The organism is Paenibacillus sp. J22P143, from assembly GCF_059692035.1.
In genome coordinates, this window is record NZ_JCAUAQ010000001.1 from 436,329 (window position 1) to 452,868 (window position 16,540).

Sequence of the window (16,540 nt, forward strand, 5' to 3'; positions counted from 1 at the left end):
TTTAATTTATAATGATTTATTTCAAAAGGTGCAGAAAACTCTCACCATTCTTTGTAGGTTCAACGCCGAAGTTCTCAGCGATTGTTGCGCCCAAATCAGCAAAGGTTCCCCGTATGCCCAAGGAAGCTGGCGTTTGGAAGCTTGGACTATACACCAATACGGGAACGTACTCACGTGTATGATCCGTACCTGCATGTACAGGGTCATTCCCATGATCCGCTGTCAAAATAAGCAGATCCTTCGGTCCAAGTCCCGCTTTCAGCTGTGGCACATAGGCATCGAATTCCTCTAACGCCTTACCATAGCCCTCGGGGTCGCGACGATGACCATATAAGGAATCGAAATCGACTAGATTGGTAAAAGCAAGCCCTTTAAACGATGTTCCAAGCACGTCAATCGTCTTCTGAATGCCATCCAGATTGCTTTTCGTCGAGGTTGCTTGCGTAACCCCTTCTCCGTCAAAGATATCATTAATTTTACCAATCGCAATGACATCCCATCCAGCATTCTTAAGCTGATTCATTACGGTAGGCGCTGGAGGCTTGACCGCATAATCATGTCGATTCGGCGTGCGTTTGAATGCGCCAGGCGTACCCAGATAAGGTCTTGCGATAACGCGACCCACTGCAAATTCATCCTGCATCGTTAATCTTCGGGCAATTTCGCAAGCCCGATATAACTCATCTAGCGGAATGATGTCTTCATGCGCGGCCAATTGGAATACACTATCGGCAGATGTATAGACAATCCATGCGCCTGTCTTCATCTGCTCCTCGCCGAGCTCATCTAAAATCTCTGTACCTGAAGCCGGTTTATTTCCGATGACCTTACGACCCGTCTCTTGCTCAAATTGCGAGATCAACGCTTCGGGGAAACCGTCTGGAAATACTTTAAATGGTGTGGAAATACGAAGCCCCATCAACTCCCAATGGCCCGTCATCGTATCTTTACCAACCGAAACCTCTGCCATTTTGCCATAATAACTTTCTGGTGATGTCACAGGAGGAATCCCGTGAATATCCGCAATATTTCCGATTCCCATTTGCTGCAAATGGGGCAGCGCAAAGCCGCTCACTTTCTCTGCGATATGACCAAGTGTATGTGCTCCAAGGTCGCCAAACTGTTCAGCATCCGGTAATTCGCCAATGCCTACACTATCCAATACGATTAAACTAATTCGTTCAAAGCGCACCGATGTCCCTCCAAATCAATCCCTAATGTTAATGATATCCACCCTTCATTATCCCATTTCCAACCCATGAATGCAAAACAGCAGCGATTCCTGTTGGAATGGCCGCTGCGTCTCCGATCGCAATTATAAGTGAGCTCTAGGGTGAGCTCGATTATAAACATCCTTCATTTTGAGCTTCGTGACCTGAACATATAGCTGTGTGGAGGAAATATCCGAATGACCTAGCATTTCCTGAACTGATCGCAAATCGGCACCGTTTTCAATTAAATGGGCAGCGAAGGAGTGTCTAAGCATATGCGGTGTAATCTCATTCGTAATTTCCGTCTCTGAGGCATACCGCTTCATAATTTTCCAGAAGCCCTGTCTCGTCATCCGAGTGCCCAAATGTCCAATGAAGAGGGCATCTTCATCTATCGATCTTTTTAACAGCTTCATGCGATAATTGTGAATATACGACTCCAAAATCCTTATCGCAATACCGCTTAGAGGTATCATTCTCTCCTTCTCAGCTTTGCCGATACAGCGAATGAAGCCCATCTCTAAATTCACATCTGTCATATTTAAAGACACGAGCTCAGACACACGAATTCCTGTTGCATAGAGCAATTCAAGCATGGCCTTATCCCGTGCCCCATTCACCTGCTCAGATTGAGGTGCCTCAAGAAGCTTCTCAACCTCGTAAATGCTCAGCACTTTAGGAAGCCTTTTTTCTAACTTAGGTACCTCAACGAATACAGAAGGATCCGAATCAAGGTGTCGTTCTTTCACCATGTATTGAAAAAAGGAGCGTAGTGATACGCGAATGCGTGATAAGGTCGCTGAAGCTCGTCCGAGCACTTTTAATTGAGAAAGATAACCTGCAAGATGCATTTTCCCTGTATCTCGCCAGCTTGAAATACCTTGCAACTCGAGATAAGCAACAAATTGAACGAGATCTCTTTCGTAGGATTCGAGTGTATTTCGTGAAAGTCCCCGTTCAGTCGTCAGAAATCGGATGAAGGATTGTAGCTCACTCGTCATTATGTCAGTCTCTCCCTCGTTTACCTGCTAGTACTTCCAACGTATAGCATTCCACGATGGTTGGAGATATTCCTTTATTTTTCGCTTTATTCACCATACCAATAAAACAAACGAAGCCGCTCACTCATCGAATTCGAGTCAAAGGAGACATGCTCGCCTTGCCCAAATACTTTGACTGATTTCCCCGTAGGCGCTTTATACTTGTTCACAGGTTGAATCCAACCAGAAACAGCCATCATGACTTGATATAAAATAACCGTCAATGCCATAAAAACTAAAATGTACTGCAAGCGAACAATTAATTTCCGATAGGAAAAAATCATAGCCCTGCCTCCATGTCTATTCCATGTCTTAGGAACAGAATATGAGGCTAGGCCCATGATTATGACAAGTCAATCAATTTGGTATAGGGCATGCCAAGCGCTTCAGCAACCGCTGAATGGGTGACGCTGCCTTTGTACGTATTCACACCAAGCTGCAGAGGATAGTTATCCGCTATAGCATGTGTGAAGCCTTTATTAGCCAGCTCCAACGCGTACGGCAACGTTACATTCGTTAATGCCAATGTTGACGTCCGAGGGACGGCACCTGGCATATTGGCTACCGCATAATGCAGCACACCGAATTTCTCATAGGTTGGATCACTATGGGTCGTCACACGATCAATCGTTTCGATGGATCCTCCTTGATCGACGGCAACATCCACAATGACTGCTCCCGGTTTCATACTCTGAACCATTGCCGCCGTTACTAATCGCGGTGCTCGCGCGCCAGGTATGAGTACCGCGCCAATCAGCAGGTCTGCCTTCTGGACTGCGCTCGCGATATTATACGGATTGGACATTAAGGTACGGAGATGTCCTCCGAAAATATCATCCAAAGCTCGCATACGGTCTGCACTACGCTCGATGATCACGACGTTTGCGCCAAGACCCAACGCCATTTTGGCAGCGTTCGTACCTACAATACCGCCGCCTAGAATGATAACATCTGCCGGTGGCACACCAGGGACACCTCCAAGAAGAATGCCGCGGCCGCCATAAAACTTCTCTAGATAATGGGCTCCAATCTGTACGGACATCCGACCTGCTACCTCACTCATTGGTGTTAACAAGGGCAATGAGCCATTCGGCAGTTGGATCGTCTCATAGGCAATCCCTGTTACTCTCTTCTCTACTAACTGTGCCGCCAAATCACCAGCCGCAGCTAAGTGCAAATACGTAAATAGCATCTGACCTTCCTTGAAATACCCATACTCGGCAGGCAAAGGCTCTTTCACCTTCATAATCATATCGCTTTGTGCCCATACATCCTCAGCACGTGCAATAATTGTGGCACCCTCTTGCTTATAATCCTCATCGGAAAAGCCACTGCCAATGCCAGCTCCCGCCTCGATTAGCACGCGATGACCGGACATTTGCAGCATCCCTGCACCGCCTGGGGTTAGCGCGACACGATTTTCATTGTTTTTGATTTCTTTAGGAACTCCAACAACTAGGCATGGTTTCGACACAATCGCCACCTTCTTCCTTTGGTTCAAATAAAGAAAATATATGTTTCACACGATAAACTGGCTTTATTTCTAGATAAACGCTACCGTCCTAGTAGGACGGCGGAGCCGTTTATTTCGATTCATCTATAATGTACCCAGACTCCCTTGCCAATTATGTGACGGAAAGCAAACACCTTTCTACTAGATAGCATATGATAAAAACACAAAAATGCCTGTATGCATCTTGCTTGCATACAGGCATTTTCATAATTTGAATAGCATCCTTGCGGAAACTATTAGTGGGATTTCTCCAATGAGTCCGGTTTCCCTCGTTCGGTACAGCGATAGCAAATACCTTGAAAATCAAGTCGATGATCTAATACTTGAAAATGAAATTCAGTCTCTAACCGATCTTCGAAAGGTCCGAGCCAATCTTCCATGATTTCATCTACGGCTCCGCATTGCACGCAAATTAAGTGATGGTGATGATGACGCGAATTGTCGTCACGCAAATCGTAACGGGCAACTCCGTCGCCAAAATTCATTTTCTCCAAGACATGCAGCTCGCTCAGAAGCTCTAAAGTTCGGTAAACCGTTGCTAGACCGATCTCTGGCGCTTTATCCTTCACTAGCATAAACACATCTTCTGCACTGAGATGATCTTGTTCATTCTCCAATAGGACGCGAACTGTCGCTTCCCTTTGAGGCGTAAGCTTGTACCCTTGGGATTGCAATTGTTGTTTAATTTTCTCAATCCTTGCTTCCATATGCCTCCCCCTCAGAAAGGTGGGCATCCTAGCCCATTTTTAGCCACTCTTTTCATTATAGGGGGAGCGAACTTACAAAGTCAAACAGAAACACAATTCATTTCATTACCCATAAAGCCCCACCAGCATTGGGGTTACCCATTTCATCATGTATTGGGAGAAGTATCCTTCTAATAACGCTGCCGCAAGTAGGAAGCCCCCCATGGCTAAAGTGATCGTTGTATATCTCATGAAAGGTTGGTAAATGTTACCACTACGACTCATGATTCTATGCTTGATCATATAGATGGAGAATGACATCGCTGCCACGCTGCAAAATAATATGGCTGGAATCACAATTAAATTCTGAGGAACAACGGCCACAAGCGCAAAAAGCATACCTTTCCACGACATCTGTCCAACAAGGTATCCGACCGTGAAGCCGATCAGCACCCCTTTTAGAAAATCCAATACTAAAATCAGAGGCAAACCTATAATCGACAAGCCAAATAACCAGATCAATAAGATCCACTTCATATGCATGCCAAAAGCTTGACTAAACGATTGCTGGCTGTCGATTTCAACGCCATCGTTAATTTCATGAAAAAAGCTGCCTAAATGGCGGGTCATTTCGGTCCTCTGTTCCAAAGAAAGGGCGTTAACCATGACGGCACCGAAAATAACGCCAATAACGAAGAGCACAGCGACGAATATAAATAACGGCAAATTATCCTTCATATATTGTTTCATCGTTAAGTTCCTATTCACACTCGCCGCTCCCTTCTTTGTACAACCTCTACAAAGACAAGCTTATGAGCGAAAAGAAGAAACTATGAATGATTTTTCACTTTGCCATACCTCCCGCCGCCCCCAACTTCAAGCGTTAAAGCCCCTTCTCTAGCCTTCACAATATACGCTGCTATTTCTTCTCCAACGGTTACAGACAACTCTTCAGGCGTCGCGCGATGTAAGACATACATCTCTGTTCCGAACCGATTTAGGAGCTGCTCCAGCTTTTTGGGCCCTAACCCTGGGATGTACTCTAATGGGATTTGAAAATAGTAAGGAGGACGGTGCGCTGGTTGATAGGATTGCTTGCGATCCGCGATCGCCATGATGCGATCCATGACACCACGAACGATTTTGGGACTGCCGCAATTTACGCATCGCTCCACAGCTGTATCTCCATCATCTAGTACGGTTTCACACACACTGCAATACGTACGATGATATTTGCCTAATCGCGAATTCAACCCATAGTTGGCTGTGACACCACGCCCTTCTCGGCGCTGAAGTGCTTTGACCAATTCCTCGAAGGTCGGTTCAGCAAGCCTCATTTGGTTGTATTCGCGACCTATTTTCGCTAAGGAATGCGCGTCTGAGTTCGTCACGTAGGTGAAATCATCCAGCTCTGAAATGTATCCAGCCATTTCTGAATCCGCACTTAAACCAAGCTCTACTGCTGGGATCTGCTTCACATCCAGAAGATCGTTCATGCAGCTAACTGCACTGCCGTACACGCTTTTGTGCGGCGTAAAGATGTGCGCAGGGATAAGAATGCCTCCCCTACCTATAACCTCTTCCTGAAGCGTACGCGCAGGCACATAAATACGTTGTGAGCTTAGCTCCACATTTTTCATATACCGCTTCATCCATGTCGTAAACTCCTGCATGACCTTCAGTGTAGGCATATAAGCAAGCAAGTGCGCAGGACCCATCCCAGGGTCTCTCACTTCGATTTCGCTGCCTAGGATGATCGACGTATCCCGATAGCGAATTCCCCCGCCTTCGAGCTCCACCATGTCTCCCTTTTCCAAATACATCATAATCTCCTCTTGGACAGAGGGAGAGTGGGTATCAATGATGGAGATCATCTCCATCCCTTTCCGGTTCGCGGCTTCATGAGCAATATTGAAAAATGTGAGATTGCCCGCTGCGCTAATTTTCACAGCTTGACCTTTCTCCGTTCGGCCAATGTGAATATGAAGATCAACATAATAATCCTTTAACATCTAGATTTGACCAGTTAATTTGTACAGCTGCCACGCATAAACAGCCATAATCGTCTTGGCATCACTGATGCGCCCCTCACGCATATACTGCTGTGCTTGCGTAAGCGTAATAGCTTCACAGTCCAAGAATTCGTCATCGTCTGGATTCGCAGTTCCCTTCACCAAATCCTCCGCGATATACATGTGGATAATCTCATCTGCAAACCCAGGTGATGTATAGAACGAACTTACCAACCGAATGTTATCCGTCCGATAGCCTGTCTCTTCCTCAAGCTCACGTAAGGCTGCTTTCAACGGCTCCTCACTGCTGTCGAGCTTACCTGCAGGGATTTCTACCTGACTCTTCTCTAGCGGCTTACGGTACTGCTCAACGACAATCATTTTGTCACCTAATAACGGAATGACCGCTACTGCACCGGGATGCTTGACGATCTCTCGGGAGGCTGTTCCTCCATTCGGCAACGTAACCTGATCCACTTGCAGGGAAATGATTTTCCCTTTGAAAATCATCTCACTACTCGTTGTCACTTCTTCAAATTTCTTATGGTCTGTCATTTGAGCACCTCGTCCTAAGTTAAGTTGGTCTAACTTGTCCACCTCTAGCATATCGTTTATTATATCAAATATTTTCCTGAAAAGAGGGACTCCGATATGAAGAGTTATGTGAACGATAAGCAAATCCGACTTGTGGGCAAAGTCTGGGAGGTCAGACATCAGCTTCAGCAAATGCTTCAGCAAGCCGGTCCATCGGTCACTGTAGCTGAGTATCTAGCTGGCTTGAACACCCCTATGAAGTCTATAGCACATGGATCACATAGGCATTCAGCTCGAATCCTCTCGTTTCCAATTGCAGCTATCTAATTCATTATACAAAGCAGCTCAAATAAAACAAAAACCGATTAGCCGCGCCTTGAGGCGGACGAATCGGTTTTTTTATTCATGATTTTAAACCTTGGCCGCTTCTTTCACAAGCGCAACAACGAGTTCTGCCGTTTTGACGAGATCGCTAATCGCGATACGCTCTTTGACCGTATGAATCTCTAGATAACCAACAGCCAAATTCACAGTAGGGATGCCCATTCCGTTGAAAATATTCGCGTCACTTCCGCCACCGGAGTGGAAGGTATTCGCTGTTAAACCTATGGTGTTCATCGCGCGAGATGTCAATTGAACGATCGGTGCTGAATCATCGTGCATGTATGATGCATACACAATATCCGCATGGAACTCACAGGTAGTGCCAGCATCGGCTGCAGCTGATTCACACGCCTGTTTCATCGCTTCAATCTGCGCTTCCAGCTTGTGCTGTACAATACTGCGTGCTTCCGCTTCCATCTTCACCTTATCGCATACCACATTTAGCGGCCCTACACCAGAAAAGCTTCCGATGTTTGCCGTCGTTTCATTATCGATTCTGCCCAATGACATACGCGAAACGGCTTTGCTTGCCACTTGGATGGCCGAGATGCCATCTTCCGGATTCACACCAGCATGCGCTGATTTGCCATAGAAAATGATTTCAATTTCTGCACGTCCAGGTGCTGCCGTTGCAATAGCGCCTAAGTTCCCGTTAGAATCCAGCGCGAAGCCATATTCCGCTTCCATGCTGCTTCGTTCCATCGCACGCGCGCCTTTCAAGCCGCTTTCTTCACCTGCCGTAATAACGAACTGAATGCGACCATGGGGAATGTTTTGCTCTTTCAAAACTCGAATCCCTTCCAGCATTGCAGCGATTCCTGCTTTATCATCACTGCCAAGGATCGTTGTTCCATCCGAGCGAATGTAGCCATCTTCGCCAATTTGCGGCTTGATACCATTCCCAGGAGCAACCGTGTCCATATGTGATGTGAAGAAAATGGTTGGGATCGCTGGGTTGCTGTCCGTCGCTTCTAATGTGCAGATGAGATTACCTGCTCCATGACCGCTTTTGGCCATTGACTCATCCTCGACAACCTTTAAGCCAAGCTGTCTGAACTTTTCTTGAAGAACAACAGAGATGTCTTGTTCAAATCGCGTCTCACTATCCACCTTAACTAGGGTGATGAACTCTTGGATTAAACGATCTTGCCTAATCATATACTTTCCTCCGATACACACTTTGAGTTACAATAAAACGGTACAAGCTTGGACGAAAAAGGAGTGAATCCCGTGCTACAGAATAAAAAATGGTTTAAAGTCGTTATTTACATTATGCTCATCGTTATGCTGTTATCCAGCTTATTGTTTACAGCCGGATTATTTTTCACCTCATAAGAGCCTTTAGTAAATTTTAGTATCCGCGTTGTAGCTTTCTAAATTTTCTTTCACTCTCTGAAGGAACCTTCCACAGATCACACCATCGAGAATTCGGTGATCCAACGATAAACAAAGGTTTACCATAGAGCGTACCGCTATCATATCTTGAATCACGACAGGCTTCTTCACGATCGATTCGAACGTCACAATCGCCGCTTGCGGATAGTTAATGATTGGGTACGAGAGAATCGAACCGAAGGAGCCTGTGTTATTAACAGTGAACGTACCGCCAACCATATCGTTCAGCGATAGTTTCCCCGCACGTGTCTTCTTCGTTAACTCATCAATTTCCCTTGCAAGACCTGCGACATTTTTTTGATCGGCTTTCTTGATAACCGGCGTCATGACGGAATCTTCCGTACCGACGGACAAGGAAATATTAATATCGCGTTTCACGATAATTTTATCTACAGCCCAAACCGAGTTAATAATCGGATAATCTTTGATCGCGTTGACAACCGCTTTCAGCATAAACGCCAGGTACGTCAAGTTAATGCCCTCGCGGCGCATGAACTCGTCTTTCACTTTATTACGCAAGACAACCAGATTCGTCACATCGACTTCAATCATGGTCCAAGCATGCGGAATTTCAGTGACGCTTTGACGCATCTTCGTAGCAATCGCATTACGCATTGGCGTTACATCGATGAAATGCTCATTGCGTGCATCCAGGTTGTGACCTTCCGCTTCGCTCAGCGGCGTTTGTGGACTTGCAGATAAATGGATACCAGAGCTGCGTACAGGCTGATTCTCTGGTTCTTCAGCCGCGACAGGCGCTACGGATGCCACTGCTGCAGGTAACGTCGCTTGAGCGGCCGCTGGTGCCGCATTAGCACCACCAGAAGCGATGAAGGTCTCCACATCCTTGCGGGTAATACGTCCGCCAAGACCTGTTCCAGCTACGCGTGACAAATCTACACGGTTATCTTGAGCAAGTCTATGGACCGCTGGTGAGAAGCGATTGCGCATGCTTTGATTCGTGTCTGTGGTGTCCTCAGACACGCTAGATGCTGCTTGTGGCGCTGCTGCAGCGTTCTCAGAAGAGTCAGCTGGCTCTTCAATGACACAAATCGCTTCGCCAACGGCCGCTGTTTCGCCGTCGCCGACAATAATTTTGATAAGTCTACCTTCGATTGGGCTAGGCATTTCTGTATTTACTTTCTCTGTGAACATTTCACAAAGAACGTCATATTGTTCAATATAATCGCCTGGCTTCTTCAGCCATTTGCCGATTGTAGCCGAAACGAGACTTTCCGCCAAATGCGGAACAGTTACCTCGGTGAGGCGGCCGGTTGTGTTCATACAAGTACCTCCTAATTTCGGAAAAGATCAACGGATGAGAACTATTTAGAACAAGGCAAGCTGGCGCATAGCTTCCTTCAGCTTATCAGCATTCAGTAAGAAAAACTTCTCCATCGGTGGATTGGAGCCAACTGCTGGAACATCAGGGCCGCATAGTCTAGCGATTGGCGCATCCAGCTCAAATAGCATCTCTTCCGCAATGATCGCGGATACTTCCGCACCGACGCCGCCTGTTTTGTTATCTTCATGTGTAATGAGCACTTTGCCTGTTTTTCTAGCGGCTTCTAGAATCGCATCCCGATCCAGCGGCTGCAAGGTACGCAAATCAAGTACGTGTGCCGAAATACCTTCTTTCGCCAATTCCTCCGCAGCTTGAAGTACAAAATTCACAACCATGCCATAAGCGATGACGGTAATATCCGTACCTTGACGCTTCACATCCGCTTTGCCGATTGGAACGATATAGTCTTCTTCCGGAACTTCGGCGGATAAGGCCAGGTAGCATTTCTTATGTTCAAAATAAAGCACAGGATCCCCATCACGAATGGCTGCTTTTAATAATCCCTTGGCATCATACGGATTCGATGGCGCTACGATCTTCAGACCTGGCGTGCCGAAAAATACGGATTCTGGACACTGTGAATGGTATAGGGCACCTGCGCCAGTTGCACCGTAAGGAGCACGGATGACAATCGGGCAGCTCCAGTCATTGTTCGAACGATAGCGAATTTTCGCTGCTTCGCTTAGAATTTGATTCGTTGCTGGGAAAATGAAATCAGCAAATTGGATCTCAGCGATCGGCTTCATGCCATACATCGCCGCGCCGATGGCTACACCAACGATTGCCGATTCTGCTAGAGGCGTGTCCAACACGCGTTCTTCGCCAAATAGATCGCGAAGTCCTTTGGTCGTGTTGAGAACACCGCCTTTCCCTACGTCCTCACCTAGGACGAATACATTGTCGTCCTTCTGCATTTCCTCCTGCATCGCAGAACGGATTGCTTCCAAATACGTAATCACTGCCATATTTATTTGCCATCTCCTTCCGCATAAACATGAAGAAGCGTATCTTCCGGCTTCGGATAAGGGGCAAGATCAGCATACTTCGTTGCTTCATTGACTTCTTGCTTCTGACGCTCCTGCAGTTCTTTATCTTTGTCCTCGCTCCAGAGATCACAAGCGATTAAATATTCTTTGAATTTCAAAATACCGTCCTTTTGACGATTCTCTTCAACTTCTTCCTTTGTCCGGTACAACATGTCATCATCCGAAGTGGAATGCGGCATAATGCGATAGCACACCATCTCGATCAATGTTGGACCTTCTCCACGAACGGCTCTTTCTCTTGCTTCTTTTGTTACGCGGTACATTTCCAAGACATCGGTGCCATCGACTTGAACGCCTGGGAAGCCGTATCCAATCGCCCGATCAGCGATTTTGCCCGCAACCTGCTTATGAAGTGGTACCGAAATTGCGTATTGATTATTTTCACAAACGAAAATAACCGGCAGCTTATGTACACCAGCGAAATTACAGCCTTCATGGAAATCCCCCTGATTGCTGGAGCCTTCTCCAAAGGAGACATATGTAACGAATTCTTGCTTCTTCATCTTCGCGGCTAACGCAAAACCTGTTGCATGCGGAACTTGCGTAGTAACTGGGGAAGATCCTGTTACGATATGATTTTTACGATCACCGAAATGACCGGCCATTTGTCTACCGCCGCTATTAACGTCTTCAGCTTTACAGAATATGGAAAGCATAAGATCTCTAACCGTCATGCCAACCGAAAGAACGAAAGCATAATCACGATAATAGGGTAAAAAGTAATCCTTTTGCGCTTGCATAGCGAAAGCAATTCCTACTTGCCCTGCGTATTGCCCCATCCCAGAAACATGGAATGGAATTTTACCTGCGCGTTGAAGCATGAATGCTCGCTCATCAAATTTAGCCGTCAGGCTCATAACCGTATACATGCGTACAGCTTCTTCATCTGATAATCCTAAACTTCTGTGCTTATATAGCTGACCAATGGACATGGAGTTTGCCTCCTTAGTGAGATTTAATGGTGACTAAAACTTAATACCTGGTCCTAGTACTTGACTCTATAAGCATATTATAAACGCAAATGTTTATGATTACAATTTTTATCCGCTAATTGCTATCCCATCGACAGCTAGCATAGCCTCACCTAATGCCTCCGAAAGTGTTGGATGCGGATGGATCGTTTGACCAACTTCCCATGGTGTTGCATTGAGCACTTGGGCCAGTGCAGCCTCCGTGATACTGTTTGTTACTTGAGGACCAATCATATGAACACCCAGAATATCATTCGTGTCCTTATCTGCAATGACCTTAACGAAACCGTCTGAATCCCCATAAACAAGAGCTTTCCCTATTCCTTTGAAACTAAATTTGCCAACTTTCACTTGGTGACCTTTTTCGACTGCTTGCTGCTGGGTCCAACCAACACTGGCAATTTCAGGTCTTGTATATGTGCATTTGGAAACAAGATGCGTTTGCAGCTCATCTGGCTGATGGCCAGCAATATGCTCCGCTGCGACAATGCCTTCGTGGCCTGCCATATGCGCGAGCATTAACCCGCCAATGACATCTCCAACCGCGTAAATATGTGATTCCGTCGTTTGCATAAAGCGATTGACGCGAATGACACCTTTATCGATTTTGATATCGGTATTCTCCAGCCCCATAGCTTCAATATTCGCCACGCGGCCAACAGAAACAAGAACTCGCTCCGCAGATAGCTCCTGCACTTCACCCTGCTTGTCCACTTGCATAGTAACCATGCCATCTGTCACCTTCACAGACTCCGGAATCAGCTTCGTGCCTGTCTCTAGCTTAATGCCACGTTTCTTGAATAATCGCTCCAACTCTTTGGATACATCTTCGTCTTCTAAGCTGACTAGACGCTTATCAACTTCTACGATCGTTACTTCCACGCCAAAATCATGCAACATCGATGCCCATTCTACGCCAATAACGCCACCGCCAACAATGATGATGGACTTCGGTAGGCTTTCCATCCGCAGCGCATCTTCACTTGTGATAATGGAAGTGCCATCGATTTCTAAACCTGGCAGGCTGCGAGGTCTAGAACCAGTTGCAATGATTAAATTATTTGAGAGAAGCGTTTCGATATCGCCGTCTTCCTTCTCAACAGAAACAGCACCGCTGCGTGGCGAGAAAATCGACGGTCCGATAATTCGTCCATTCCCATGGTGAATCGTAATCTTATTCTTTTTCATCAGGAACTGAAGGCCTTGATGTAATTGATCAACAATACGCTGCTTACGGCCAAGAACATGATCAAAATTCAATGAGATTGATTGTGCCGATATGCCATAATCCTCACTATGCTTCATCGTGGCATAAACTTCTGCACTGCGCAGCAAAGCTTTACTTGGTATACAGCCTTGATGTAAACAAGTACCGCCCATTTTATCACGTTCGACGATTGCCACCGTTTTACCTAGCTGTGCAGCCCTTATGGCAGCGGTGTAACCACCAATTCCTCCGCCTAATACCACGACATCATATCTATGTTCACTCATGCATGGTTAGCCTCCTATAGCAACAATTACTTGTTATATGTATACGTGCGTCTCTATTATATTACCCTTTTTTGGGATCAAAGTCATAGTCTTATTTGTGAATTAGACACGCTAGCAGATTCAGAGTATGATGTAGAATAAACGGCTACATCGTCCATTAAGGACAAGTGAGTTTATCCAGATAAAGTTAGGTAAGGAGTTCGTATGAAAGCACCCTTTTATCGATTTATTGCCATTCTTCTTCTCGTTATTCCCGGTATTACCGCTACTTATGGTTTTCTCGCGATGAAAGATGCCTTTTTCGCTCAATTCGATACGGCTACCAATAGCGGCATGTTATGGGGAAAATTCTTCTTAGGCTTGATTTTGTTTCTGATCGGTGTTGCCTTTATTGGCGGGTGGACCTTTTTCAGAGATCGTAAGCGGAACTACCTCGCCCCCAGATTTAAACCTAAACGCAACAAATAGACCGGACAATATGTCCGGTCCTTTTTCATTCCAGAGCCTTCATTCTGCCCCAACAAGCTTCCACACAACATGTGCCGCGCGCTTCACGATCCAATGAAGTTGGAAAAGACTAAGCCCGATAAATAAACACGAAAGAACAAGGGTGGAAACCGCTTCTTTTCGCCTTTGATTGGGCTGAATAGTCAAAGCTTGTAAGCTTTTGATATCCACGAGTCGTGCACCGATCTTCATTCGCACAAGAAGCGCGCTCCCCATATCCTCACTTCCTTTAGCGAGAAAATCACTCATATGCGATTGAACGCCAACCGTAATTAGCCATTCCCCGCCCTTTTCATATGCTAACAATAAAGCTGCATCCTCGCTGGTTCCTATGCAAGGTAAGACGTGAAATTTACAGCGTCCACAAGACTGAAGTTCTTCGCAGATACCGTGCTCTCCCGGATACGTATGGATAATAATATCTGCACCGCTATGCCATACTCGATTCGAAATTTGATTCGCATCACCCACGACAACATCCGGTTGATAGCCACATGCTAGCAGCGCATCCGCCCCTTCACCAACTCCGAGTAGAATCGGCTTAAACGCAGTAATAACCCCTCTCGCTGCTTGTAAATCCTTCTTAAACCCTTTCCCAGCAGAAACCACCAAGATGTGTCTACCTTCTAATTGGGTACGCAGCGTTACGTTAGGTAACGGCTCTTTAACAGCTTGCTTTTCACGCATAGCAACAGCTAACGTGTGTTCAATGAATGGCTCCCATCGCTCCGTGGCCCGCTCATTCGCAGCCCGCTGTGCTAGCAGCCAATCTTCACGTGTAAACATTCTACAGGGCACAGTTTGCCCAGACACTTGAATGGTATCCTGATAAATGTTCATCTCTGCTTCAGGTATAAAGTTCTCGAAATGGCCTGAATGTAGTTCACATATCTGGATATGATGCTGTAAAAGTAAGAGTGGACCTTGTGTTGGGATTTCAGCACTCATGGCTTGTCCACAGTGAACCACAGCCTGCACTCTTCGATCTATAAGCTCCTGTGCATGTTCTTCATCGATGTCACCTTGTTTGAGCACAACAATGCGACTATACGGGAGTTGATGAAATGACTCATATGTACCTGTTATTATGGCAATTTTCCCTTTGCAGAGCAGGTTAGGCTTCGCGGCAAATAAAGATAAAGATGACCAATTCATGGTTAGACACCTGACTTTCCTAACAACGTCGCATGGCCTACCTAATTTGCCCGATTCCACAAAATTCTATGTATATTTTAAGACGTGAATGGCAAGCATTGGTTTATATTCTTATAAGAAAGGAGAGGAAACATCTATGGAGCTAAACATGAGCGCAGACGAAGTGTTAGGCCAAATTGTGCAGCTTCACAGCACAGGGGAGTCACTAGCCAAAAAAAATGTGAAGAAGCTGCATCCTGATCTTATGAAAAACGCCCTGTATTACTACCCAAGTTGGGAACATGCTTTACAGAGGACAGGAGTTAACACCATTGTTCACTAAACATACATAGGTTGTACAATGATGCTCCGTTGGGTATACCCCTACGGAGCCGTTTTTATGACTTGGACTTTCCGCTTATTCGTCGATAACTTCCCACTCCACTTGAACCATCCGATCTATCCATGTTCGGATTTTCACTTCAATGGCTTGTTCGATCTCTTCATCCGTCATTTCGCCAAGCTTATGCTCTGCTATTTCGAGCACATCCGTCTTCTTCGTTTCGCCATCTATCGCTAATTGGATTTGTATGCGCAACCCGATCACCCTTTTTCATTTTATAAAAACTTTCCATTGCCTCTTCCCCAACACCTGATAAAATAGAAGTAGAAACTAATATTGAAATGAGGGAATCAACATGTCACGATCTCAAGCTCAAAAGTTGCGTCAACGATGTTTACGTGAAGGAAAACTAGATCCCGCTATGAATCGTTTGCATTGGTTCGGAACGAATCCTGTCACCAAGACAACACCTACACGTAAAGAACTGCAAACCAAACAACAGAATAAACACAAGTCAAGGAATTTGAACCATTCTGTATATGGCGATAATTCCTTTTCTATTTCTCATTCGTGCCCCTCGCGAATGGTAATCCCCTGTAGAGCCGCGTAATGAATCATTTCTTCTTTTTCCGATGGGCGAAAGTTATATTTGCAATCAAAACCGTTGAAGAATAATTGCCAACTCTTTACTTCCCCTTGATCGTCAACCTCTAGCTCCGCTACGTATAAGGAATCAGGCTCATCTTCAAATTGTAGACCTATGTGTATAAGCGTCTGACCCTCCGATATTTCCTGTTCACAATAGTCCATGATCATGTCTAAATGACCTCCTATTGAATTAAATCTTTTTTATTTATATAATATACTAATGCAACTGAGCAAACAAAGTGAAAAGCATGTTAATTTATGAATTTGCGATGTAGTA

The 16,540-nt window shown here is 45.6% G+C and carries 21 protein-coding genes; 5 read left to right on the top strand and 16 right to left on the bottom strand.

From position 1 onward, the window contains the following. Nucleotides 1-16: 16 nt before the first annotated feature. The 8 genes from deoB to AC58PQ_RS02195 all read right to left on the bottom strand — a co-directional run bounded on the left by deoB (nt 17) and on the right by AC58PQ_RS02195 (nt 7,017). Nucleotides 17-1,192: a phosphopentomutase gene (gene deoB / locus AC58PQ_RS02160; protein WP_497240336.1), complete on the bottom strand. Its 1,176-nt coding sequence runs from the start codon at nt 1,190-1,192 to the stop codon at nt 17-19. Nucleotides 1,193-1,315: 123 nt separating this feature from the next. After that, a complete protein-coding gene (gene xerD, locus AC58PQ_RS02165; protein WP_497240337.1) occupies nt 1,316-2,212 on the bottom strand; it encodes a site-specific tyrosine recombinase XerD in 897 nt (298 codons plus the stop codon). An 86-nt stretch (nt 2,213-2,298) separates the two neighbouring features. Further along, the gene (locus AC58PQ_RS02170) at nt 2,299-2,535 is read right to left on the bottom strand and encodes a DUF4227 family protein (RefSeq protein WP_497240338.1); all 237 of its coding nucleotides are present in this window, start codon (nt 2,533-2,535) and stop codon (nt 2,299-2,301) included. Between the two features lie 59 nt (nt 2,536-2,594). Then, nucleotides 2,595-3,725 (bottom strand): alanine dehydrogenase, encoded by a 1,131-nt coding sequence (gene ald, locus AC58PQ_RS02175; protein ID WP_497240339.1) that lies wholly within the window; start codon nt 3,723-3,725, stop codon nt 2,595-2,597. 275 nt (nt 3,726-4,000) lie between these two features. After that, a complete protein-coding gene (gene fur, locus AC58PQ_RS02180) occupies nt 4,001-4,471 on the bottom strand; it encodes a ferric iron uptake transcriptional regulator (RefSeq protein ID WP_497240340.1) in 471 nt (156 codons plus the stop codon). Between the two features lie 105 nt (nt 4,472-4,576). Further along, nucleotides 4,577-5,218, bottom strand: a complete 642-nt coding sequence (gene spoIIM / locus AC58PQ_RS02185; protein ID WP_497240341.1) for a stage II sporulation protein M — start codon at nt 5,216-5,218, stop codon at nt 4,577-4,579. Between the two features lie 62 nt (nt 5,219-5,280). Next, nucleotides 5,281-6,462, bottom strand: a complete 1,182-nt coding sequence (locus AC58PQ_RS02190) for an endonuclease Q family protein (protein WP_497240342.1) — start codon at nt 6,460-6,462, stop codon at nt 5,281-5,283. Continuing rightward, nucleotides 6,463-7,017, bottom strand: coding sequence for an NUDIX hydrolase (locus AC58PQ_RS02195; RefSeq protein WP_497240343.1), 555 nt, complete (start codon nt 7,015-7,017; stop codon nt 6,463-6,465). It abuts the gene before it with no gap. A 96-nt stretch (nt 7,018-7,113) separates the two neighbouring features. On the opposite strand from AC58PQ_RS02195, the gene mciZ reads away from it, so the two are divergent. Next, nucleotides 7,114-7,323, top strand: coding sequence for a Z-ring formation inhibitor MciZ (gene mciZ, locus AC58PQ_RS02200; RefSeq protein ID WP_497240344.1), 210 nt, complete (start codon nt 7,114-7,116; stop codon nt 7,321-7,323). An 84-nt stretch (nt 7,324-7,407) separates the two neighbouring features. Here the strand turns inward: mciZ and AC58PQ_RS02205 are convergent, their stop codons facing one another. Next, nucleotides 7,408-8,538, bottom strand: coding sequence for a M20/M25/M40 family metallo-hydrolase (locus AC58PQ_RS02205; protein WP_497240345.1), 1,131 nt, complete (start codon nt 8,536-8,538; stop codon nt 7,408-7,410). Between the two features lie 72 nt (nt 8,539-8,610). Between AC58PQ_RS02205 and prli42 the strand changes: the two genes are divergently transcribed. Further along, entirely contained in the window at nt 8,611-8,715 is a 105-nt protein-coding gene (prli42, locus tag AC58PQ_RS02210; protein ID WP_157276701.1) for a stressosome-associated protein Prli42, read from the top strand. Between the two features lie 6 nt (nt 8,716-8,721). Here prli42 and AC58PQ_RS02215 read toward each other — a convergent pair whose 3' ends face one another. The 4 genes from AC58PQ_RS02215 to lpdA all read right to left on the bottom strand — a co-directional run bounded on the left by AC58PQ_RS02215 (nt 8,722) and on the right by lpdA (nt 13,631). Then, nucleotides 8,722-10,059, bottom strand: a complete 1,338-nt coding sequence (locus AC58PQ_RS02215) for a dihydrolipoamide acetyltransferase family protein (RefSeq protein WP_497240346.1) — start codon at nt 10,057-10,059, stop codon at nt 8,722-8,724. A 45-nt stretch (nt 10,060-10,104) separates the two neighbouring features. Continuing rightward, a complete protein-coding gene (locus tag AC58PQ_RS02220; protein ID WP_477590893.1) occupies nt 10,105-11,085 on the bottom strand; it encodes an alpha-ketoacid dehydrogenase subunit beta in 981 nt (326 codons plus the stop codon). Between the two features lie 2 nt (nt 11,086-11,087). Beyond that, complete coding sequence (locus AC58PQ_RS02225) at nt 11,088-12,098, bottom strand: thiamine pyrophosphate-dependent dehydrogenase E1 component subunit alpha (protein WP_497240347.1); 1,011 nt, start codon at nt 12,096-12,098, stop codon at nt 11,088-11,090. Between the two features lie 108 nt (nt 12,099-12,206). Further along, entirely contained in the window at nt 12,207-13,631 is a 1,425-nt protein-coding gene (lpdA, locus tag AC58PQ_RS02230) for a dihydrolipoyl dehydrogenase (RefSeq protein ID WP_497240348.1), read from the bottom strand. Between the two features lie 204 nt (nt 13,632-13,835). On the opposite strand from lpdA, the gene AC58PQ_RS02235 reads away from it, so the two are divergent. Then, nucleotides 13,836-14,099, top strand: coding sequence for a DUF2627 domain-containing protein (locus AC58PQ_RS02235; RefSeq protein ID WP_477590888.1), 264 nt, complete (start codon nt 13,836-13,838; stop codon nt 14,097-14,099). A gap of 39 nt (nt 14,100-14,138) precedes the next feature. Here the strand turns inward: AC58PQ_RS02235 and steA are convergent, their stop codons facing one another. Continuing rightward, on the bottom strand, nt 14,139-15,293 hold the full coding sequence (gene steA, locus AC58PQ_RS02240) for a putative cytokinetic ring protein SteA (protein ID WP_497240349.1): 1,155 nt from the start codon (nt 15,291-15,293) through the stop codon (nt 14,139-14,141). A gap of 136 nt (nt 15,294-15,429) precedes the next feature. Between steA and AC58PQ_RS02245 the strand changes: the two genes are divergently transcribed. Beyond that, nucleotides 15,430-15,615 carry a hypothetical protein gene (locus AC58PQ_RS02245; RefSeq protein ID WP_497240350.1) on the top strand — a complete coding sequence of 62 codons (186 nt, stop codon included), beginning with the start codon at nt 15,430-15,432 and terminating at the stop codon, nt 15,613-15,615. 75 nt (nt 15,616-15,690) lie between these two features. Here AC58PQ_RS02245 and AC58PQ_RS02250 read toward each other — a convergent pair whose 3' ends face one another. Further along, nucleotides 15,691-15,879, bottom strand: a complete 189-nt coding sequence (locus AC58PQ_RS02250) for a hypothetical protein (RefSeq protein ID WP_497240351.1) — start codon at nt 15,877-15,879, stop codon at nt 15,691-15,693. A gap of 91 nt (nt 15,880-15,970) precedes the next feature. Between AC58PQ_RS02250 and brfA the strand changes: the two genes are divergently transcribed. After that, complete coding sequence (gene brfA / locus AC58PQ_RS02255) at nt 15,971-16,225, top strand: ribosome rescue factor BrfA (protein ID WP_497240352.1); 255 nt, start codon at nt 15,971-15,973, stop codon at nt 16,223-16,225. Here the strand turns inward: brfA and AC58PQ_RS02260 are convergent. Further along, a complete protein-coding gene (locus AC58PQ_RS02260; RefSeq protein ID WP_497240353.1) occupies nt 16,180-16,431 on the bottom strand; it encodes a hypothetical protein in 252 nt (83 codons plus the stop codon). The genes brfA and AC58PQ_RS02260 overlap by 46 nt on opposite strands. Between the last annotated feature and the right edge of the window lie 109 nt (nt 16,432-16,540).